Below are 21,572 nucleotides of genomic sequence, written 5' to 3' on the forward strand. Positions count from 1 at the left end.
GGGGCAGTGTCCAGCGCTGGCGCGGCTAGAATCCCTGCGGTGATCTTCAAGTCTTGGCGAGGTGGCGTGTGTGGTACGTAATCGAAGGGTATGACCTGGCCGAGGCGTTGGCTGCGCGGCAGCATGCGCGACCGGCGCATCTGGCGCGTTTGCAGGCGCTTGCGGCGGCCGGCCGTTTGCTGGTGGCGGGGCCATGTCCGGCTATTGATGCGGAAGATCCGGGCCCGGCCGGTTTCAGCGGCAGCGTGGTAATTGCCGAGTTCGACGCGCTGGAAGACGCGCGCGCCTGGGCCGATGCCGACCCGTATGTGGATGCGGGCGTATATGCGCGCACCGAGATCCGCCCGTTCTGCCGGGTGTTGCCATGAGCCGGGTCGAGCGGATCCGTATCGCATTGCAGACCGCGTTGGCGCCGAGCGAGCTGGAAGTGGTTGACGATAGCCATCGGCATGCCGGCCACGCCGGTGCGCGTGATGGTCGCGGACATTTCAATGTGCGCATGGTAAGCGCCGCCTTCGCCGATAAGCCGCAAGCTGGCGCGCCATCGTGCGATCTATGCCGCGGTCGGCGAGATGATGCAGACCGATATCCACGCCTTGTCGATCAAAGCACTCGCGCCGGGCGAGGCTGGATAGGCCGGAGGGCAGAAAGGCCAGAATGGCAGGTCTGGTGGACGGGCAGACACGCGTGCGGCCGCCCGCTTTTAGCAGCTCATCGGCCAAGCCAATATCAGAAAGTCCCGAAACTACCAGAAAAGCTGTCCATTCTTGTCCAGCCGTCAGCGTGCGAGCAATCCAACTCAGCGACCGTGATTGCCGGTTCTGCTTCGCTCGTGGACACGTGGGCAAGTGATTGTTGCGACGCAGCACATTCATTCACGTATCCATCACTTGCAGATGCTTGATCTGTAAGCGTTTCCATGGCGGTCGCAACAGGGGTTTACGCTCCTGTGTGAAAACGCTTACAGTCCGCGCCAGTTGTGGGAACTCGGTCCCAGAGGGTGACACGAATGGCCAAGGGTGCGGTGACCATCAAAGATGTTGCTCGGGAAGCACAGGTCTCTGTTGCAACCGTGTCGCGTGCGCTCAATGGTCACCATAACGTTGCCGTGTCGGTGCGCCAGCAGGTGCTCGAAGTGGCTCAGCGGCTGCGTTACAGCCCCCATGCGGCCGCACGCAGTTTAAGCAGCCGGCGCACGCAGACCCTGGGCGTGGTACTGCCCGACCTGTACGGCGAGTTCTTTTCCGAATTGATCCGCGGTATCGATGGCGCCGCGCGTGCCGCCGGTCAGTATTTGTTGGTGTCCAGTTATCACGGCGACCCGGAAGCGCAGGGCAGGGCGCTACGCGCGATGCGCGGACGCGTAGATGGACTGCTGGTGTTGTCGCCGTATGCCGAGCAGCCGGGGTTTCTCACCGACAACCTGCCGCAGGCGTTGCCGACGGTGCTGATCAACGCGCATCTGCCAGGCGCGGATTACCCGGTATTGAGCATCGACGACCATACCGGCGCAATGACCATGACCGAGCACCTGCTGCGTGCCGGCCACCGGCGTATCGCCTTCATCGGCGGCCCAGCGCTCAATTTCGATGCACGCGAACGCCTGCGCGGTTTTCGCGATGCGCTCGCTGCGCATGGCGACCAGGCGCAAGGCATCGAATATCCGGGCGACTTTGATGAAGCCTCTGGTTACCGCGCCGGGCTGGCGATGCTAGCCGATGGCGCGCTGCCCGATGCGGTGTTCGCCGCCAACGACATGACCGCGCTGGGTTGTCTGTACGCGTTTGCTCAGGCCGACGTGTCGGTGCCCGGCGACGTGGCTCTGGCCGGTTTCGACGATATTCCATTGGCCCGTTTCGTCCATCCGGCACTGACCACGATGCGGGTCAGCATTGCGCGCCTGGGCGAGCAGGCGATGACCCGGCTGATGCGGCTGGTGGACCAGCCTGGCTGCGACGACGGAATCCGCCAACTGCTCGCACCCGAGCTGGTGATTCGTGCCTCCTGCGGTGCCGACGAGCCAGGCCCCTGACCCTGATCCTGATCCTTTTCGCGGGCGGTCTGTCCGCTCCCGTTGCCCCCGAAGTGGTCGTTTCTACAAGACCGCAACGCTACAACACAACACACTGTACTGATCCCTGGAGGGACCAATGCGCCACGACCACCCCCATTTCGCCAGTCCGGCGCGCAAGCTGCTCAGCTGCGCCTTGGCCAGTTGTCTTGTCCTTAGCGCCGCACCCGTGTTCGCGCAGAGCACGGCCGCGACCATCCGCGGCCAAGTCACGGTCGACTCGGCACCTGCGGCCCAGGCCCGAGTCACCGCGACCAATCTGGCAACAGGCCTGACCCGCACCGTGCAGGTCAGCAACGGCGGCTATTCGGTCGGTGGCCTGCCGCCGGGCGCGTACCGCATCGATGTCACGGCCGACGGCCAGACCAGCTCGCAAAACGTCACTGTGCAGGTCGGCCAGACGGCAACCTTGAACCTCGGTGTCGGCGGCACCCCGGCCACGGCCGACGGTGGTAAAGCCACCACGTTGGACGCGGTGCAGGTAAAGGCGCCGCCGGTGCTGGTCGAAACGCGCACCTCCGAAAACGCCACCTATATTTCCAACGTACAGATCCAGAACCTGCCGCGTGCCACGCGCAACTTCCTGGAAGTGGCCGACACCGTGCCAAACGTGCAATTCACCCGCGAAGCCAACGGCACCACCAAGGTGCGCTCTGGCGTCACCTCGGCCGAAGGCACCAACGTCTACATCGACGGCGTGAGTCAGAAGAACTATGTGCTGACCGGCGGCGTCAGCGGCCAGGATTCCAGCCGCGGCAACCCGTTCCCGCAGTCGGCGATCGGTGAGTACAAGGTCATCACCTCTAACTACAAGGCCGAGTTCGACCAGGTCAGCGGTGCGGCCATCGTGGCCTCGTCCAAGTCTGGGACCAACGATTTCCACGGCAGCTTCTTCTGGGACACCAGCAACGACGGCTGGCGCGAGGAAAGCCCGCTGGAAAAGACGGCCGGTGTGCGCGACGACTTCAAGGAGACCCAGTACGGCGCCACCTTCAGCGGCCCGATCCTCAAGGACCAGGCGCACTTCTTCATCGCCTACGAGGCCAAGGAATACACCACCCCGAACGTGGTGATTCCCGGCTCGATCTATTCCGACCGCGTCGATCAGCTGCCCGCGCAGTTGCAGCCGCTGGTGGTCACTTCCAGCACGCCGTTCAAGGAAGACCTGTATTTCGGCAAGATCGACTGGACCATCGGCGAGAACAGCCTGTTCGAACTGACCGGCAAGTACCGCAAGGAAGATGAGCTCAACGACGTCGGCGGCACCTCGACCTATGAACACGGCAGCATCAACGGCCAGGAAGAAAAACGCGCCAATCTGCGTTGGCAGTACAGCGGCGCCAACTTCCTCAACGAAGCTAACCTGAGCTACGAAAGCGCGTTCTGGAATCAGGCGCCGCTCAACAATGGCAGCGGTTACGTGCTGAGCTACGCGCCGGTGCCCGGAATCGACGATGAAGTGCTGTCTGCAGGCGCCGGCAGCAGCTTCCAGCGCAAGGGCCAGAAGGGCTCGACCTTACAGGACGACCTGACCTTGAACAGCCTGGACTGGCACGGCGCGCACACCATCAAAATGGGTGTGAAGTTCAAGAGCATCGATCTGGATTCCACCCAGTTCAACCCGGCCAACCCGCAGTACCACTACAATATCCTCACCGACTTTGACACGCCGTTCCGGGTGCGCTTCGGTGCGCCGCTGGTCGAAGGCGGCGGTTCGGTGATGTCCAAGAACAAGCAGTACGGCATCTACCTGCAGGACGATTGGGAGGTCAACGAGCACTGGACCTTGAACCTGGGCGCGCGCTACGACTACGAAGAAACCCCGGCGTTCCTGGACTTTGTGACCCCGTCCGACATTGCCGGTGCGCTGCAGAACTGGACCAACCTGCGCAACGCCAACTACGACATCAACAACTTCATCAGCACCGGCAATAACCGCAAGGCGTTCAAGAATGCCTGGCAGCCACGCCTGGGTGCCTCCTACGACCTGTTCGGGGATCAGGCCCATGTCATCTACGGCGGCGCCGGGCGTGCCTACGACCGCAACATCTTCGATTACCTGGCGCTCGAGCAGCTCAATAGCTCGTTCAATTCCTATAGCTACTATTTCACCAGCGCCAACAACCCCAACTGCCTGGGCGACCCGTGCACCGCATGGAACCCGGCCTACAACACCCAGGAAGGTCTCGATGCGCTGGCGGCGACCAGCAGTGGCGGCGGTGGGCGTGAGATCTATCTGATCGACAACAACATCAAGACTCCGTACTCGGACCAATTCAGCATCGGCATGCGCAACATGGTGCCGCTGTGGGGCCAGGACTGGTTCACCGATGTGACCTTGAGCCGCATCGAAAGCCATGACGGTTTTGCGTTCGTGCGCGGCAACCGTTTGCCGGATGGCTCGTTCTTCGAGCCGGGCACCACCTCCGGCTCGCCGACCGACGGCCCGGACGGCTACAGCGCCATCGTGCTGGGCATCAATGGTGTGGAAACCCGCAACAATCAGCTCGCCCTGCAGGTCGAAAAGCCCTATGACGAAGAGTCCGGTTGGGGGCTGACCGTGGCCTACACGTACTCCGACGCCAAGGAAAACCGTCAGTTCGGCGAGCACTACGCCCTGGATCGCGAACGCATCGAAGACTACGGCTGGCGCGAGGCCGGCGGCATTCCGAAGAACCGCCTGGTGGTCACCGGCATCTACGGGTTGCCGTACGCGATCAAACTGTCCGGCAAGCTGTCGCTGGCCAGCCAGACCGCGCGCTACGGCCAGAATTGTCTGGCCGGCGACAGGCAGTGCGAGATCATCCAGTTCAAGCCGGACGGTACGCTGGGCTACAAGGAATTCAGCATCGCAGCCAGCAAAGAATGGGACACCGGTGGAGGTGTTAAATTCAACGTGCGTGCGGATATCCTCAACGTGTTCAATTGGGTGAACTACGCCGAGTTTAACGGCGAGACCGGGACACTCGGAAACTTGAACACGGCTTACGGCACACCGACCGGTGTGCTGGCGTCGCCGATGCGTACCTTCCGTCTGGCCTTTGGTCTGAACTGGTGAGGTGCTCGACCGCTTTGGCAGCGATGCCAGGGCGGTCGAACTTGGCGTTTGGAGAGTAGGGTAAGTTGGCGTGCAAGATGTAATCGATTACAGAGTTGGGGAGCGGATGGACAGGGGCAATACGTCGCGTTGGTTGACGATTCCGCTATTGCTGGGCGCGCTGGTGCTGGCGTCGTGCAAACAGGCTGAGCAACCCAAGGTGGCCGAAAAGAAGGCGCCGGTAAACGTCATCCTGATGGAGGCGCAACTGCCGCCCAAGCCGGTCAAGCCGCCGCTGCCACCGCTGTTTTCGGACATCGAGCGCCGCACCTTCCAGTTTTTCTGGGATACCGCCAACGAACTCAACGGACTGTCGCCGGATCGGTTTCCGTCGCGCCCGTTCGCCAGCATCGCCTCGGTCGGATTTGCGCTCACCGCGTATCCGATCGGTATCGAAAACGGCTGGGTCAGCCGCAATCAGGGGATCGACCGCACCTTGACCACACTGAGGTTCTTTCGCGACGCGCGGATGGGGCCGCAGCGGACCGGTAGGGCCGGTTACAAGGGCTTCTACTACCACTTTCTGGACATGCAGCAGGGCAACCGGTACGACAGCTGGGTCGAGCTGTCGAGCGTGGACACCGCAATGCTGATGATGGGCGTGTTGTTCACACAGTCGTATTACGACGGCGAGGACCCGCGCGAAAAAGAAATTCGCCAGATCGCCGACATGCTGTACAAGCGCGTGGACTGGCGCTGGCTGCAGCAGCGTGCGCCGTTGATCTCGATGGGCTGGTTTCCCGAGAGCGGTTTCATCGATCACGACTGGATGGGCTACAACGAGGCGATGATGCTGTACATCCTTGCGCTCGGCTCGCCCACCCACGGGGTCGATCCGGACGCGTGGACCAGCTGGAGCCGCACCTACAACAACGACTGGGGCGTGTACCAGGGACAGGAATACCTGTCGTTCGGCCCGCTGTTCGGTCACCAATACAGCCATGTCTGGATCGACTTCCGCGATATCCAGGACCATTACATGCGCGAACACGGCATCGACTACTTCCTCAACAGCCGCCGCGCCACGCTGGCACAGCGCGACTACGCCATCGACAACCCGATGAAGTGGAAGGACTACGGCGAGAACGTCTGGGGCCTCACCGCCGGCGACGGCCCGCAGAACACCAGTCAGGACTACCGCGGCGAACAGCGCCAGTTCCGGCATTATTCCTCGCGCGGCGCCGGCCTGCGCGAGAACTTCGACGATGGCACCATCGTGCCATCTGCGGCAATTTCCTCGATCGTGTTCGCGCCGGAAGTGGTGATCCCTGCCACCGAGGAAATGCACAAGCGCTACGGCGACTTCCTGTATTCGAGCTATGGCTTTCTGGATTCGTTCAACCCCAGCTTCAACTACGATATCCCGCTCAAGACCGGGCGGATGGTGCCCGATCGCGGTTGGGTAGCCAGCGACTACATCGCCATCGATCAGGGCCCGATTCTGGCGATGATTTCCAACTATCAGAACGAATTCGTCTGGAATGTAATGAAGAAAAACGCTTACATCCGCTCCGGTCTGGAACGCGCCGGTTTTACCGGCGGCTGGCTGACGCACGAAGGCGAGCCGCAGCCGTTGCCCAAGAAAGATGAGCAGGCCGCCACTGCGCGCGCGCTGGGCATTGCCGAGTCGCGTGCGGCTGCTGCCCAGGCTCAGCACGACCCCTCGCAAAACTTGAAACCCGAGTAATCCGTGCGCCTTTTAAAACTGTTGATGATGGCCGTCGCCCTGTGTGCAGGCGCGGCGGGATGTGGACGTTCCGACCCCGCCAAGACCACGGTGCGCTTCTGGGCGATGGGCAAGGAAGCCGAAGGAGTCGCCGAGCTGGTGCAGGACTTCGAAAAGCAAAACCCCCGCATCCAGGTCGATGTGCAGAACATCCCGATGACCGCCGCACACGAGAAACTGCTGACCGCCTTCGCCGCCGATGGCCTGCCAGACGTGTGCCAGCTAGGCAATACCTGGCTGCCGGAGTTTGCGTTGCTGGGCACGCTGGAGCCGATGCAGCCGTACGTGGCGCGCTCCAGGGTCATCGACCCACAGGATTATTTCTCCGGCGTGTGGGACACCAATCTGGTCGATGGCACGTTGTACGGAGTGCCGTGGTATGTGGATACGCGGCTACTTTTCTATCGCAAGGATCTGCTGCGCGAGGCCGGCTACAGCCAGATGCCCAAGACTTGGGCCGAGATGGAGCAGGTGATGGCGGCGATCAAGCGCAAGGTCGGGCCGGGCCGTTACGCCATCCTGATGCTGCTCAACGAGTTCGAGCCGCAGTTGTCGTTTGAGCTGCAACAGGATGATCGTTTGCTGCGCAACCACGACAGTTACGGCAACTTCCGCGGCGAAGGCTTCCGCAAGGCGCTGGGCTTCTACGACAACATGTATCAAAAAGACTGGGCGCCGAAGATTTCCGAGAGCCAGTTGTCTAACGTCTGGTACGAATTCTTCAACGGCTATTACGCGTTCTATCTGTCCGGGCCCTGGAACGTGCGCGAATTCAAGCTGCGCCAGCCGCCGGGCATGGAAGGCAAGTGGGGCACGGCACCTTTGCCGGGTCCCGATGGGTTGGGCGCCGGTATTGCCGGCGGTTCCAGCCTGGTGATCTTCAAGTCGTCCCAGCACAAGGACGCCAGCTGGAAGCTGATCGAATATCTGTCGCAGCCGCGGGTGCAGGCGCGCTTCCACGCCATCATCGGAGACCTGCCGCCGCGTCGCAGTACCTGGAAGTTGCCCTCGCTGGCCAACGACGAATTGGCGCATGCATTCGGCGATCAGCTGGAGCGGGTCAAGGCCACGCCCAAGGTGTTGGAGTGGGAGCGCATTGTGCAGGAAATGCGCCTGGTGACCGAGCGGGTGGTGCGTGGAGGTCAATCGCACGAAGCCGCCGTGCAGGAACTGGACAAACGCGTGGACAAGATTCTGGCCAAACGCCGCTGGATTTTTGAGCAGAATCGCGGGCATGTCAGTCCGGCTGGTGAATCGCCCAAGCCTGCCGCCGCGCCGGCCGCGGCAGCGGGCGAGGGAGCTGCACAATGATGAAGCGTAACTCCGTCGCCGGCTGGGTGTTCGTCGCGCCGTCGATTATGATGCTGGGCATGTTCTTCGGCGTGCCGGTGTTGGCCGCGCTGGTGCTCAGCGTCACCGACTTCGACCTGTACGCGCTGGCCGACAGCAGCCATCTTCGCTTCGTCGGCCTGGGCAACTACATCGAATTGTTGCGGACGCCGTTGTTCTGGAAGTCGTTGTGGAATACCACCTACTTCGCGCTGCTTGGCGTGCCGATGTCGATCGGCGTGTCGTTGGGTGCCGCACTGCTGCTCAATGCTAAAGCCTCGCGCTTCAAAGCGTTGTTCCGCACCGCCTTGTTCGCGCCGGTGGTCACCACGTTGGTGGCGGTGGCGGTGATCTGGCGCTACTTGTTCCATATCAAGTACGGCTTGGTGAACTTCGGCCTGAGCCATCTGGGGATTCAGCCGATCGACTGGCTGGGCGACCCGCGTTGGGCGATGCCGTCCATCATACTGTTCGCGGTGTGGAAGAACTTAGGCTACAACATGGTGATCTTTCTGGCCGGCCTGCAGGCGATTCCGCAAGACCTGTATGAGGCTGCGCGCATTGATGGTGCGTCGCGCTGGAAGCAATTCCTGCACATCACCTTGCCGATGCTCGGGCCGGTGCTGATGGTAGTCGGTGTGATCACCATCTCCGGCTATTTCCAGCTCTTTGCCGAGCCATACGTGATGACCCGCGGCGACCCGCTGCAAAGCACCGTGAGCGTGCTGTATTTCATGTTCGAGGAAGGCTTCAAGTGGTGGAACCTCGGCCGCGCCTCGGCGGTAGCGTTCCTGTTGTTCCTGATCATTCTGGCGGTGACTACCGTGATGCTGCGCTTTGGCCGCAAGAAGGAGCTGATATGAGTCGTGATGTTGGCCAATCGCGCTGGCATGCCTTGCTGATCAACGGCGGCTTGCTGTTGCTGGCACTGATCAGCCTGGCGCCGCTGCTGTGGATGCTGTCGGTCTCGTTAATGCCGACCGGCGAGGCCAGCCGTTTCCCGCCACCGATGCTGCCCTCGGCCTTCACCACGGCCAACTACCGCGAACTGTTCGCACGCACCCGCATGGCGCGCAACTTCGCCAACAGCCTGATGGTATCCGGGCTGATCACGCTCGGCTCGCTGCTGATCAACACCATGGCCGGTTATGCGTTCGCCAAGCTGCAGTTCGTCGGCCGCGAGCGCATCTTCAAGATCCTGATGGCCGCGTTAGTGATCCCGGCACAGGTGGCGATGTTGCCGCTGTTCCTGCTGATGAAGCAGTTGCATCTGGTTAACAACATCGGCGGGGTGGTGGTGCCGGCGCTGGCGACGGTCTTCGGCATTTTTCTGGTACGTCAGTACGCCCGCAGCATTCCCGATGAGCTGATCGAAGCCGCGCGCATCGACGGCGCAAGCGAGATGCGGATCTTCTTTCAGATCGTGCTGCCGATGCTCAAGCCGGTGCTAGTTACCTTGTCCATCTTCACCTTCATGGGCTCGTGGAACGACTTCATGTGGCCGCTGATCGTGCTGACCGACCAGGAGCAACACACCTTGCCGGTGGCGCTGGCGGCGCTGTCGCGCGAGCACATGATGGACGTGGAATTGATGATGGCTGGCGCGGTGGTGACGGTGATTCCGGTGCTACTGTTGTTCCTGCTGCTGCAGCGTTACTACATTCAAGGTCTTCTGCTGGGGAGTGTGAAGGGGTGATGCCGATGATCCGGGCAGTGCTTTCCATGGCTGCGGTCGCTAGCGTTGCGGGCGTGGCGCAGGCGCAGGAGCGCATGCTCGACGGCTTCGACGACATCGGCGCCTGGCGCTTGGTGGTCTCCAATCAGGTCAGCGGCTCGCTGCGCCCGGTGGCCACCACTTCTGGCGGACATGCGCTGTGCCTGGACTACAACTTCAACGGCGTGTCCGGTTATGTCGGCATCCGTCGCAATTTGCCGATCGAGTATCCTGAAAACTACCGCATCGGCTTCGCGCTGCGCGGCGAGTCGCCGTCCAACGATCTGCAGGTCAAGCTGATCGATGCCAGCGGCGACAACGTGTGGTGGGTCAACCGGCCGGGCTTTAATTTCCCGAACAACTGGACCACCGTCAGTTACCGCAAGCGCAACATCGAAAAGGCCTGGGGCCCGGGCCAGGACAAGCAACTGCGCAGCAGCGCGGATGTGGAATTCACCATTTACAACAAGGTCGGTGGCAAGGGCACGGTGTGCTTCGACCACCTGACCCTGACCCCGCTAGCGCCGGAAGACACCTTGCCGCTCAAGGCCGAGGCCATCACCGATACTGCACCCGCATTGGAACAACGGCTGGCTGACGGCAAACCGGACACCTTCTGGCTCAGCGGCGCGGTCAAGCAACAGACGGTGACGCTGGATCTGGGCAAGGTGCGCGAATTCGGCGGCGCGGTGGTGCAGTGGGTGCCGGGCCTGCAGGCCTCCCAGTACACGGTGCGTGCGTCCAGCGACGGACGCGGCTGGCGCGATCTGCGCACCGTCACCGCCGGTGCCGGCGACACCGATTGGCTGGCGCTGCCGGATACCGAAGCGCGCTATCTGCGTTTCGATCTCAAGGACGGCCCCAACTGGCGTTACGGCATCAAGGATGTGCAGCTGCAGCCGCTTGCGTTTGCGGCAACGCCAAACGATTTCATCAAGTCGCTGGCCGCGCAGATGCCTCGTGGCAGTTATCCGCGCGGCTTCTCCGGCGAGCAGCCGTACTGGACCATTCTGGGTCTTGACGGCGGCACCGAGCAGGGTCTGATCGGCGAAGACGGCGCGGTGGAAGTGGGCAAGGGCGGTTTCAGCATCGAGCCGTTCGTGGTGACCGGTGGCAAGCTGCTGCATTGGTCCGACGTCAGCAGCGAGCAAGGCCTGCAGGACGATTGCTTGCCAATTCCCAGCGTCGATTGGCATCACGATCTGATGAATCTGCGTGTCACCGCATTCGTGCAGGGCACACCCGATCAGGCACAACTGGTCGCACGCTATCAACTGCATAACACCGGCAAGGAAGCGCGCGACTTCACCCTGGCACTGGCGGTGCGCCCGTTCCAGGTCAACCCGCCAGCGCAGTTGCTGAACACCTTGGGTGGCGTCAGTCGTATCGAGCAACTGGCCGTGGATGGCGCGCAGGTCAGTGTCAACGGCAGACCGCGCGTGTTTGCCGCGCAGCGTCCGGATGCCGGTTTCGCCAGCGCTTTCGACAGCGGTATGGATGTCAGTCATCTCACTGCCGCCACACCGCCCACGATCACCCAGGTGAAGGACGAAACCGGCCTGGCATCGGGCGTGCTGCTGTATCGCTGGAAGCTGCAGCCCGGCCAGCGTCGTGAAGTGGCACTGGTGATTCCGCAGACCGGCACGGCGCAGTTGCCAGCAGGTTTCGATGCCGACACGGCGCAGCAACAGGTTGCCCAGCAGTGGCGCAGCAAGCTCGATCGCGTGCGCATCAGCGTGCCGGCCGAAGGCAAGCCGATGGTCGATACACTGCGTACTGCCCTGGCGCATATGTTGATCTCGCGCATCGGCCCGCGCCTGCAGCCCGGCACGCGCTCGTATTCGCGCAGCTGGATCCGCGATGGCGCGATGATTTCCGAAGGCCTGTTGCGGCTCGGCCATGAGGATGTGGTGCGCGAGTACGTGGACTGGTTCGCGTCGTATCAGTTTGCCGATGGCATGGTGCCGTGCTGCGTGGACGATCGCGGCAGCGACCCGGTGCCGGAAAACGATAGCCATGGCGAGCTGATCTTCAACATCGCCGAGTACTACCGCTACACCGGCGACAAGGCGTTCCTGGAAAAGATGTGGCCGCACGTCACCGGCGCCTACGACTACATGGAAAAGCTGCGCGCCAGCGAACGCACCGAAGACAACTTCATGCGCAACCCGGCCTTCTACGGAATGATGCCGGTGTCGATCAGTCACGAAGGCTATTCGGCCAAGCCGGTGCATTCGTATTGGGACAACTTTTGGGCGTTGCGCGGCTACAAGGACGCGGTGATGCTGGCCGGCGCGCTCAACAAGCCCGACGACGTTACCCGTTTCACTGCCGCACGCGATGAGTTCAGCGGCGATCTGATCGCTTCGCTAGGTGCGGCCGTGCGTCAGCACAACCTCGCTTTTCTGCCCGGTTCGGCCGAGCTCGGCGATTTCGACGCGACCTCCACGACCATCGCATTGGCCCCGGGTGGCGAGCAGCAACGTCTGCCGCAAGACCTGCTGACCAATACCTTCGAGCGCTATTGGAAGGAGTTCTCCGATCGTCGCGACAGCAAGCGCGAATGGAAGGTCTACACGCCGTACGAGTGGCGAAATGTGGCTGCATTTGTGCGCCTTGGCTGGCGCGACCGCGCCTGGGACGCCACCGCGTTTTTCTTCAAGGACCGTGCACCGCAACCGTGGAATCAGTGGACCGAAGTGGTCTCACGCACACCGCGCACACCGTTCTTTGTCGGCGACCTGCCGCATGCCTGGGTTGCCTCGGACTTCGTGCGCTCAGTGCTTGACATGTTTGCCTATGGGCGCGAATCCGATGCCAGCCTGGTGATCGCCGCGGGCGCGCCGACGCGCTGGTTCGAAGGCAAGGGCATTGGCATCGCCGAACTGCGCACGCCGTACGGGCGCCTCAACTACACCTTACAGCGTGCCGACAAGCAACTGGTATTGCAGCTGCAGCCCGGCCTGATCCTGCCGCCGGGCGGCGTGGTGTTGCCCTGGCCTTACCAGGGCACGCCGGGCAAGGCCAGCATCAACGGCGAGTCGGCTGAGTGGCATAACGGTGAGCTACGCATCCAGCAACTGCCTGCCAACGTGCAGATCGATGTGCCCAGCGCGGTGCGGCGCGCCGAGCGCGCCACGCAATGAGAGTGGTGCGTCGTGTGGCCGAGCCGTCCGCACGACGTGTTGCGCGCTTGTTTGTATGGTCGGTCGCGCTTGCGCTGTCGTGCGTGGCATTTGCACAGAAACGCAAACCTCTGCAGCGCCTGCACGTCAGATGAGCCTGGCTAGGCGCCCCTGAAAAATCCTTAACACCCAACCACCGCAACGCTTTATAGGCTGCACAGGCGTGCCAGATCTGACGGTTTTCGCTACGCTGAGGCCTGCTTTCTTGCAATTTGCGCCCATGCGTACACGTCGTTCTGCTGCTGAGCGCGTCTGCGCCGACGAGTTGTTTCGTTCGCGACTGGAGAATCAGATCGACCTTGCGTCGTCCGATGGCGCAGCTGAGCCAACGGATGCCGTGGACCGCGTTGGAACAGGCGCTTTTGTCGCGCTTGCCGGCCACTGCTGCCGCTGGCGGTCGTCCCTCACTGCCAGTGCGTTTGATGGCAGATTTGCTTTATCTCGAGCATGCATACGACCTGTCCGATGAAGCGGTCTGCGAACGATGGATGGAAAATCCGTATTGGCAGTTCTTCGCATGCGCCGGAAGTGGACTGCATCGGCAAGGGCAAAGCGCGTCAGCCGTACGCATTCGGCGTCAAGGTCGGTATTGCAGTCAGCGCCTGCAATGGGAGCGCGCAGTTTTTCGGGCAATCCGTATGACGGGGACACCTTGGTCGAGCAACTGGAGCAGACGCGCGGGTTGTGGGCATCCAACCAACCGTGGCGATCGTTGATTTGGACTATCGCGGGCGCGAGATGGATGACGTGCGGGTGTTGCATCGTGGCAAGGCCAAGACCCTGACGCGACGGCCATGGCGCTGGATCGAACGACGTCAGGCAGTGGAACCGGTGACCGGGCATCTGAAAGAAGACTGCCGGCTGCGTCGTTGTAGGCTCAAAGGCGCCTAGGGCGATGCGCTGCACGTGCTTGGTTGCGCCGCCGGCTACAACCTGCGTTGGCTGATGCGCTGGATCGCGTTTTTGCATGCCTGGATCTGGCCATCCTTGAGCAACGTGCACCTATCACCTATCACCGCTGGCGATTGGTGCTTGAAAGGGGTTTTTCAGGGACGACCGGTAACGCTCAACCTGCATTTCCTCCAACAGCAAACAGGCACCGGTAGCAATCGCCGACGATTTCAACACCGCTGCTTAGTCGTCCCTGAAAAATCCCCTTCAAGCGCCAAGTGCCGTCGGTGACAGCGGCGCGGTACTCAAGGATGACCATCCCATCGCCCGCATCCAGGCACGCAAAAACGCGATCCAGCGCAGCAGCCAGCGCAGGTTGTAGCCGGCGGCGCAGCCGAGCACGTGCAGCGCATCGCCTTGGGCACCTTTCAGCCTGCAGCGACGCAACCGGCAGTCGTCTTTCAGATGTCCGATCACCGGCTCCACCGCCTGCCGTCGCTTGATCCAGCGCCATTGCCGTCGCGTCAGGGTCTTGGCCTTGCCGCGATGCAGGACCTGCACGCCATCGACCGCGCGCCCGCGATAGCCCAGGTCCACGATCGCCACCGTCGGTTCTACGCTCACATCCTGCAGCAACCCGCGTGTCTGCTCCAGCTGCTCGGCCAAGGTATCGCCGTCGTACGGGTTGCCCGGGAAGCTGCGCGCACCCACGACCAATCCCTTGCAGGCGGTGACCGCAATGCCGACCTTGACGCCGAATTCGTACGCTTGACGCGCCTTGCCCTTGCCGATGCATTCCACTTCCGGGGCATGCAATGCGTAGAGTTTTTGTTTGTCCTTCGGACGCTGCGTGTACAGCCGTTGCGCACGTTCCAGCCAGACAGCGATGCGCTCGCGCACGCCGGGTTCCACCTGGTCCAGCTTGCGCTCGATATCGCGCAACACCCGCCCCAATACCGTGCGTTGACGTCGCAGCACGCGCTGCATGCGCTTGAACTGGCGCGCATGCGCATACCGACCTGCCTTGCGGCTCAGGGCCGGGCCTTGCCGCGCGTAGCTCTGCCGCAATCCGATGCCGTGCCGCCTGGCCACTAAAACCAGCTTCTTGCGTGCCACCTCCAGCAAACGGCTGTCGGTCGGATAGGCGATCGCCTTCTCTTGCACCGTGGTGTCCACGATCACCCGCGACAACTCGCGTGCGTCCACCGCCTGCATCGCATGCGCGGCGTTGATGGTGTGCGCCAGCAGCTCTTCCATCCCGGCCTCACCCAGGCGCTGCCGCCAGCGCGTCAGCGAGCTGGCATCGCACGGCAAACGCGTCTGGAACACGACCTCACCGGTGAAGAACTGCCAGTACGGATTCTCCAGCCAGCGCTCGCACACCGCTTCATCGGACAGGTCGTAGGCGTGTTTGAGGTAGAGCAAACCGGCAATCAGCCGCACCGGCAATGCCGGCCGACCGCCACCGGCCTGGGTGGCCGGCAAGCGCGATGAAAGTGCTTGCTCCAACGCCGTCCACGGCATCCGTTGGCTCAGCCGCGCCAGCGGATGACGCAGATCGATCTGGTTCTCCAGCCGCGATCGAAACAACTCATCGGCAGGCATGTCTTCGGCAGCAGGACGGCGTGTACGCATGGGCGGAAATTGCCAGAAACCAGCCTTCAGCGTAGCGAACACTGGTAGTTTTGGCACGCCGGTGCAGACATCAAGGCCTTGCGGTCGTTGGGTGGTTGGGGTTTTTCAGGGGCGACTGCTTACACTCTACGATCTGGAAGCCTTGTGCAAAGGCTACGGTGGCAGTTACGGCAGCGTGCATCGCAACAGCGACAGCACGGTCAGCGTCTTGAACCTGCATGTTTTCGACAGGCCGGCATGCATCGACCACGTGCTTCTTCCAGCAAGACCGTCTGCTCGCCGGCGAAGCCCGCATCCTGTTCGACGCGCCTTATGCGGAAGGCCGTTGGGCCTCAGACCACGACGGCGTCCGGGTACACCTGCAGTTGTAGCTTTGCGCGGGCGTGACCGGCAAAGGACCGGCTATCGGATGTCGTAGGAGATGGGAATTTACCAGTACAGCCCCATCGCGCCCAATGGCGCTCCCACGGAAGGTGAAAGATGTTTGCGGATGCGCCCCAACAACTCGGCACCGCCGCACTCACCCATGCAAGCGCTGAAAAATCTGCACGCCTGCCAACCCCACACCGGCCATGCTGCCGAAGTTGGTCAACAGGAACGTCAGCACCACACGCGACACGCGATTGCGGTACCAACCGCGCAGCGTCTGCGCATCGTCGCGTAGCGACAGGAAGTCGCCATAGGCCGGCTTGCGCATATGCACCTCGACCAGCGCCGCAAACGCGCCGGTCGGCACGCTCAAGCGGAACGGTTTAAATGGCGCCACCACGGCGGCGGTAAGAATGCTCAGCGGGTGGCTGCCGGCCAATAAACAGCCCAGCGCGGCCAGGCCGCCGGTATACATCGCCCACTGCAACAGCAGGTCGGCGCCCATGCTCAGGCCGCCGCGCCAGAAGCCAATCGCGATGCCGGCGATGACGACGGTCAGAATGCCCAGCGTGATCCACGGAACGCGTTTGCGCTGCTGCACGTATTCCAACGACTCGCGCAGCGGGCCGGGCGCATCGGTGTCCTGTTCCAGATGCCGCGCCAGGCCGGCCAGATGCCCGGCACCAACGACCGCTAATACTTCGTGCTGGCTGGCAGTGGCTTCTTCGCGCAGACGCGTGGCCATGTACTGATCGCGCTCGGCAATCACGGTCTCATACAACTCGGGGCTTTCGCTGGCGAAGTCGCCGAAGCTCGCTTCCAGCATGTCGCCTTGTTTGAGCTTTTCGATTTCTTCCTCGCCCACCTCATCGGCCGCAAACAGGCCGCCGAGCAAGCCGCCGGCCAACTTCATCTTGCCGAAGAACCCAAGCCGCCCGGACGCACGCTTGAAGGTCAGGCCGACCTCGCGATCGATCAAGTGCACCGGCAAGCCTTGCGCGCGCGCCAGATTGACCGCTTCCTTCAACTCCGCACCCGGCTCGATACCGAGCTGCTTGGCCAGGCGGCGCTGATAGGCAGCCAGTGCCAGGTTCGCGGCAAACAAGGCCACGCGGCCCTTGCGGATCACCTGCACCAGGTCCAGGCGGGCGAGGGCGTCCGGGTCGCTTAGCGCTTGTAGACGTTGCGCATCCAGCTCGACCGCCACCGCGTCGTAGCGTCCGCTGCCGATTGCCCGCTGCACTGCGGTGACACTTGCGAGCGACACGTGCGCAGTGCCGAGCAAGGTGTAGCGCACGCCATCGCGTTCGACGATGCGGTGCGGCTGGCCGGACAGGGCATCGTCCAGAACGTAGGTAGTCTGCTCAGTCATGGAGTCATTCATCAGAAGGAGGGGCGGTGTCACCGGTGCAGAGCGCGCTTTGCATCTGCACGCTGTCCAACCAGCGACTATGTTTGCGGTCGATTCCGGTGAACACTCCGACCGTGCGAAAACCAAAACGTTCATGCAGTCGTTGCGATGCACGGTTGCCGGCATCGCCGATCACCGTAATCATTTGCCGACGCTGCGGCCTTGCATGCCGGCAGCGAGATAGATCGAGTTCAGCGATCAGACACGGATATCCCGCATCCACGATTACACGCACGCGGATGCGTATTTCATCGCTCGATGTCGCGTTGTATTCGTAGGTATTGACCCCGGCGATCTGCTCCGTATGAATTGCAGTGATCGCCGGGATGTCCGCGTCGCGGACCGCACGCAACTCGACGGGCATGCGGTCAGTCGATGTAGCGCTTGAGCAGATCGCCGTACGCATCGATGCGCCGATCGCGCAGGAACGGCCAGATGCGCCGCACATGTTCGCTGCGCTGCAGATCGACATCGCAGACCAGCAAGGTCGGGTCCTGCCCGGCTTCGGCAATGAACTCGCCTTGCGGCCCCACCACATGGCTGTTGCCCCAGAACTGGATGCCCGATGCACCCATCGGTGAAGGTTCGTGGCCCGCGCGGTTGCACGACAGCACCGGCACACCGTTGGCAACGGCATGGCCGCGGTGGCTAAGCACCCACGCATCGCGCTGCCGTTCCTGCTCGGGCTGCTCGTCGTCGGGATCCCAGCCGATTGCGGTGGGGTAAAGCAACAGTTCCGCACCGGCCAGCGCCATCAGGCGCGCAGCTTCGGGGTACCACTGATCCCAGCACACCAGCACGCCGAGACGACCGACCGATGTATCGATCGGCGTGAAGCCCAGGTCACCCGGCGTAAAATAGAACTTCTCGTAGAAGCCCGGATCGTCGGGGATATGCATCTTGCGGTATTTGCCGAGCAGGCGGCCGTCCTTCTCAAATACCACCGCCGTGTTGTGATACAGGCCGGCGGCGCGTCGCTCGAATAACGACGCTACCAGCACCACACCATGCTGTTTGGCCAGCGCGCCCAGATACTCGGTGCTTGGGCCAGGAATCGGTTCGGCCAGGTCGAATTCGTCCACCGACTCGTGCTGGCAGAAATACGCGCCGTTGTGCAGTTCCTGCAGCAATACCAACTTGGTGCCCTGCGCGGCGGCTTCGGCCACGCGCGAGGCGATGACGGCCAGATTGGCCGCAGCGTCGCCGTGGTTGCGCTCCTGGATCAGCGCGACGGGAAGGAGATGATGGGTCATGGCAGCATCCGACTAGGTGGCACGCAGGTTAGCGCGCCATGGCATAACACCGGCCTGCCGGCCGGAACAGAAGCGGCTCATGCGGCCAGCAGGCCGGCGGGTAATTGCATGGTCAGGCAGTGCAGGCTGCCGTTCTGCCAGATCAGTGGACGGCACGGCACCGGCACGATTTCGTGCTGCACAAACGCCTCGGCCAGCACGGCCTGCGCGGCCGCATCGGCCGGATCGCCGTAGGCTGGCATCAGCACTGCACCGTTGACGATCAGGAAGTTGGCATACGACGCCGCCAGACGACGGCCGTGGTCGAGAATCGGCTCGGCCCACGGCAGTACGAACAGGCGGTACGGCTGCCCATCGGCCTTGCGCAGCGCAGCCAGCTCGGCACCCATCGCCTGCAATTCGCTGTAATGCGAATCGGTAGGCACATCGCAGCCCTGATAGACGATCGCATCCGGGCCGGCAAAGCGCGCCAGCGTATCGATATGCGCGTCGGTGTCGTCGCCTTCCAGATAGCCATGATCCAGCCACAACACCCGTTCCTGCGACAACCACGCCGCAAGATCTGAGCTCAGCGATTCGCGCGTGCGCTGCGGATGCCGCTCGTGCAGGCACTTCCAGGTAGTGAGCAGCGTGCCTGCACCATCCGTCTCGATCGCACCGCCTTCAAGTGCAAAGTCGACGGTCTGCACCGACGCCGGCACGAACACCTGCGCCGCATCCAGCGAGGCCACCAATTGGTCGTCCAGGCTCGCTTCGAACTTGCCGCCCCAACCGGTGAAACGGAAATCCATCAGCCGGAAGCCACCTTCCTGACGCAGCGTGATCGGGCCGGAGTCGCGCAGCCAGGTGTCGTTGTAGGCCGCGACAACGAAGTGCACGCGCTCCATGTTCAGCCGCGCTGAACTCAGCCGCGCCTCGGCGTAGATTTGCAGATCGTCATCAGCCACGCAGATGATCACCGGCTCGAAACGGGAAATTGCCGTCGTCAGCGCGATGTAGGTCTCTTCCACCTCGGCCAGACGCTCGGCCCAATCGGTGTCCGCATGCGGCCACGCAATCAACACGGCGTCTTGAGGTTCCCACTCGGCGGGAAAGCGAACACTGTTGGTCATAACGAGCAACTACCTATCAATACCAAGATAACGCCAGGCTGTTAACCAAATCCCCGCACACGGGTGTGCAGGCTTTACAGAAGGGCCCGCATTGAATCGGATTCAGCGAGGGACTTGTAGTGAACCGGCGCTCACGAATCCAGTGCGTCAAAACCCTGTTGCAAGAACTTAATTAAATAAACCGCTCAAATACCCAACTCACCTGATCGGCGGCTTTGGCCCGATCTAGTTGGCATCGGCCTGATTGGCCACCACGTCGATCACCCGGCTTTTTTCGAAGTACACGGTGAATGCCGGATACACCCAGCGATGGATCGTCGGCCACTGGCGCTTTTGACCACCGCGCGGATCGAGCTTTTCCTGTGGCGCGCCATAGCGGCCTTCGACCTGACTCATGCTCTCGCCGCGCAAGGGCAGGGCAGCGGCGGGCTTCTGCTGTGCACGATCGACCAACAGCGTCTCGGCCGAAGTAACAGCACTGATCCCCATCAGTGCGATCAGCGACAGGACAAACAAACGGTTGCGCATGTCACCTACTCCCCAGTGGACAAGATTCGGATGGTGATTACAGCGAAGAACCAAGACAGACGTAGCTGCGAAACCCGGTTATCGAAGCGGTGTTGGGCTTCGGCCAGGTCGGCCTACTCAGAGCGGGTCAAGCCATGGCTAGCCCAAGCGCACCACAGCCTGCATGTAGCAACAGCTGGCGTGACGCATCGACCAAGAAAAAACCGCCCGGAGGCGGCTTTCTCGGGCCTTGCCACGGCGTCGGCTTAGCGCTGACGCGCCTTGAAGCGCGGGTTCGACTTGCAGATGACGAAGGTCTTACCGTGGCGGGTGATCACCTTGCAGTCAGGGTGACGGGTCTTCGCAGACTTCAGGGAAGACAGGACTTTCATGGCATACCTCGGCGTAAACAGTTGGATTCGATGAGTATAGAGTGCCCACGGTCGAGGGCGCACCCGGAGTGTAAGTCGGTAATTTTAACCGGCTTTTCGTCATGCTTTCAAGTGGTTGCATCTGAATCGCAGCGGGCGGCGCTACACTACCGCTTGATGACCTTACCGGAAACCTGAATGACCGACCTTTCGCCCGTCCTCACCATCGATGGCCCTTCCGGTGCCGGCAAGGGGACCGTGAGCCGGATTGTGGCTGCCCGGTTGGGCTGGCACTACCTCGATTCGGGCGCACTGTATCGCGCGGTCGGCGTGTCGGCGAGCTGGGCCGATCTGGACGTGTCAGACCCGGCGGCGCTGGTGCGCTGCACCTTCGATACTAAAGTGGAGTTCGACGATGCGGGCGATGCCGGGCTGCGGGTGCTGGTCAACGGAGTGAATGCCACTAGGGAATTGCGCCTGGAAACCACCGGTGCGCTGGCTTCGGCGATTGCCGCCATTCCAGAGGTGCGCAGCGCCTTGAAAGAGCGTCAACGTGCATTCAGACGGGCGCCCGGATTGGTCGCCGATGGCCGCGACATGGGTACGGTGATCTTCCCCGACGCTGCCTTCAAGGTCTTTTTGACCGCCAGTGCCGAAGAACGTGCGGGCCGTCGCCATAAACAGTTGATGGAAAAGGGTGTTTCGGTTACCTTTGGCGATATGCTGCGCCAGATCATGGCCCGTGATGCACGGGATGCGCAGCGGGTGGTGGCGCCATTGCGGGCGGCCGAAGACGCCGTCCGGATCGATACCAGTGGAATGGGAATCGAGGATGTCGTCAAGCGTGTGGTTGGGTTGTTGGCAGACCGCACGCCGTCGTAAGCGTTCCGCAAGCGGGCCT

The 21,572-nt window shown here is 62.3% G+C and carries 15 protein-coding genes and 5 pseudogenes; 12 read left to right on the top strand and 8 right to left on the bottom strand.

Going from position 1 to position 21,572, the window contains the following annotated elements:
* Positions 1-68 precede the first annotated feature (68 nt).
* The 10 genes and pseudogenes from PD885_RS09440 to PD885_RS09485 form a co-directional block, all read left to right on the top strand.
* Positions 69-368 (top strand): YciI family protein, encoded by a 300-nt coding sequence (locus PD885_RS09440; protein ID WP_088056824.1) that lies wholly within the window; start codon positions 69-71, stop codon positions 366-368.
* Positions 365-635: pseudogene (locus PD885_RS09445) on the top strand (BolA family protein). Before PD885_RS09440 ends, PD885_RS09445 begins: the two are co-directional and overlap by 4 nt.
* Positions 636-1,009: 374 nt before the next feature.
* Entirely contained in the window at positions 1,010-2,032 is a 1,023-nt protein-coding gene (locus PD885_RS09450; protein ID WP_002808048.1) for a LacI family DNA-binding transcriptional regulator, read from the top strand.
* 118 nt (positions 2,033-2,150) lie between these two features.
* The gene (locus PD885_RS09455; RefSeq protein ID WP_002808047.1) at positions 2,151-5,129 is read left to right on the top strand and encodes a TonB-dependent receptor; all 2,979 of its coding nucleotides are present in this window, start codon (positions 2,151-2,153) and stop codon (positions 5,127-5,129) included.
* Between the two features lie 106 nt (positions 5,130-5,235).
* Positions 5,236-6,855 (top strand): glucoamylase family protein, encoded by a 1,620-nt coding sequence (locus PD885_RS09460; protein WP_088056825.1) that lies wholly within the window; start codon positions 5,236-5,238, stop codon positions 6,853-6,855.
* A gap of 3 nt (positions 6,856-6,858) precedes the next feature.
* Positions 6,859-8,205, top strand: coding sequence for a sugar ABC transporter substrate-binding protein (locus PD885_RS09465; protein WP_040762612.1), 1,347 nt, complete (start codon positions 6,859-6,861; stop codon positions 8,203-8,205).
* Positions 8,202-9,086: a carbohydrate ABC transporter permease gene (locus tag PD885_RS09470; protein ID WP_088056826.1), complete on the top strand. Its 885-nt coding sequence runs from the start codon at positions 8,202-8,204 to the stop codon at positions 9,084-9,086. The genes PD885_RS09465 and PD885_RS09470 overlap by 4 nt, the downstream gene beginning before the upstream one ends.
* Positions 9,083-9,919, top strand: a complete 837-nt coding sequence (locus tag PD885_RS09475; protein WP_088056827.1) for a carbohydrate ABC transporter permease — start codon at positions 9,083-9,085, stop codon at positions 9,917-9,919. Before PD885_RS09470 ends, PD885_RS09475 begins: the two co-directional genes overlap by 4 nt.
* A gap of 26 nt (positions 9,920-9,945) precedes the next feature.
* Complete coding sequence (locus PD885_RS09480; RefSeq protein ID WP_088057117.1) at positions 9,946-13,083, top strand: discoidin domain-containing protein; 3,138 nt, start codon at positions 9,946-9,948, stop codon at positions 13,081-13,083.
* A gap of 259 nt (positions 13,084-13,342) precedes the next feature.
* A pseudogene (locus PD885_RS09485) lies at positions 13,343-14,100 on the top strand (transposase); the annotation flags it as partial.
* A 180-nt stretch (positions 14,101-14,280) separates the two neighbouring features.
* Here PD885_RS09485 and PD885_RS09490 read toward each other — a convergent pair.
* Positions 14,281-15,648 (bottom strand): IS5 family transposase, encoded by a 1,368-nt coding sequence (locus tag PD885_RS09490; protein WP_088057118.1) that lies wholly within the window; start codon positions 15,646-15,648, stop codon positions 14,281-14,283.
* Between the two features lie 130 nt (positions 15,649-15,778).
* Between PD885_RS09490 and PD885_RS09495 the strand changes: the two are divergent.
* Positions 15,779-16,019: pseudogene (locus PD885_RS09495) on the top strand (endonuclease/exonuclease/phosphatase family protein); the annotation flags it as partial.
* 149 nt (positions 16,020-16,168) lie between these two features.
* Here PD885_RS09495 and PD885_RS09500 read toward each other — a convergent pair.
* The 7 genes and pseudogenes from PD885_RS09500 to ykgO all read right to left on the bottom strand — a co-directional run bounded on the left by PD885_RS09500 (position 16,169) and on the right by ykgO (position 20,692).
* Positions 16,169-17,401: a TraB/GumN family protein gene (locus PD885_RS09500; protein ID WP_002805789.1), complete on the bottom strand. Its 1,233-nt coding sequence runs from the start codon at positions 17,399-17,401 to the stop codon at positions 16,169-16,171.
* Positions 17,394-17,585: pseudogene (locus PD885_RS22715) on the bottom strand (GNAT family N-acetyltransferase); the annotation flags it as partial. The gene PD885_RS09500 and the pseudogene PD885_RS22715, both read right to left, overlap by 8 nt.
* Positions 17,586-17,612: 27 nt before the next feature.
* A pseudogene (locus PD885_RS22720) lies at positions 17,613-17,792 on the bottom strand (GNAT family N-acetyltransferase); the annotation flags it as partial.
* Between the two features lie 4 nt (positions 17,793-17,796).
* Complete coding sequence (locus PD885_RS09510; protein ID WP_002805787.1) at positions 17,797-18,681, bottom strand: carbon-nitrogen hydrolase; 885 nt, start codon at positions 18,679-18,681, stop codon at positions 17,797-17,799.
* 77 nt (positions 18,682-18,758) lie between these two features.
* The gene (locus PD885_RS09515; protein WP_002805785.1) at positions 18,759-19,793 is read right to left on the bottom strand and encodes an agmatine deiminase family protein; all 1,035 of its coding nucleotides are present in this window, start codon (positions 19,791-19,793) and stop codon (positions 18,759-18,761) included.
* Between the two features lie 225 nt (positions 19,794-20,018).
* On the bottom strand, positions 20,019-20,321 hold the full coding sequence (locus tag PD885_RS09520; RefSeq protein ID WP_002805783.1) for a hypothetical protein: 303 nt from the start codon (positions 20,319-20,321) through the stop codon (positions 20,019-20,021).
* A gap of 245 nt (positions 20,322-20,566) precedes the next feature.
* Positions 20,567-20,692, bottom strand: coding sequence for a type B 50S ribosomal protein L36 (ykgO, locus tag PD885_RS09525; RefSeq protein ID WP_002805782.1), 126 nt, complete (start codon positions 20,690-20,692; stop codon positions 20,567-20,569).
* Between the two features lie 177 nt (positions 20,693-20,869).
* Here ykgO and cmk point away from each other — a divergent pair, with 177 nt between their 5' ends.
* Positions 20,870-21,553 carry a (d)CMP kinase gene (cmk, locus tag PD885_RS09530; RefSeq protein WP_002805781.1) on the top strand — a complete coding sequence of 228 codons (684 nt, stop codon included), beginning with the start codon at positions 20,870-20,872 and terminating at the stop codon, positions 21,551-21,553.
* The last annotated feature ends 19 nt before the right edge of the window (positions 21,554-21,572 follow it).

The sequence above is a fragment of the Xanthomonas fragariae genome (assembly GCF_900183975.1).
GTDB lineage: Bacteria > Pseudomonadota > Gammaproteobacteria > Xanthomonadales > Xanthomonadaceae > Xanthomonas > Xanthomonas fragariae.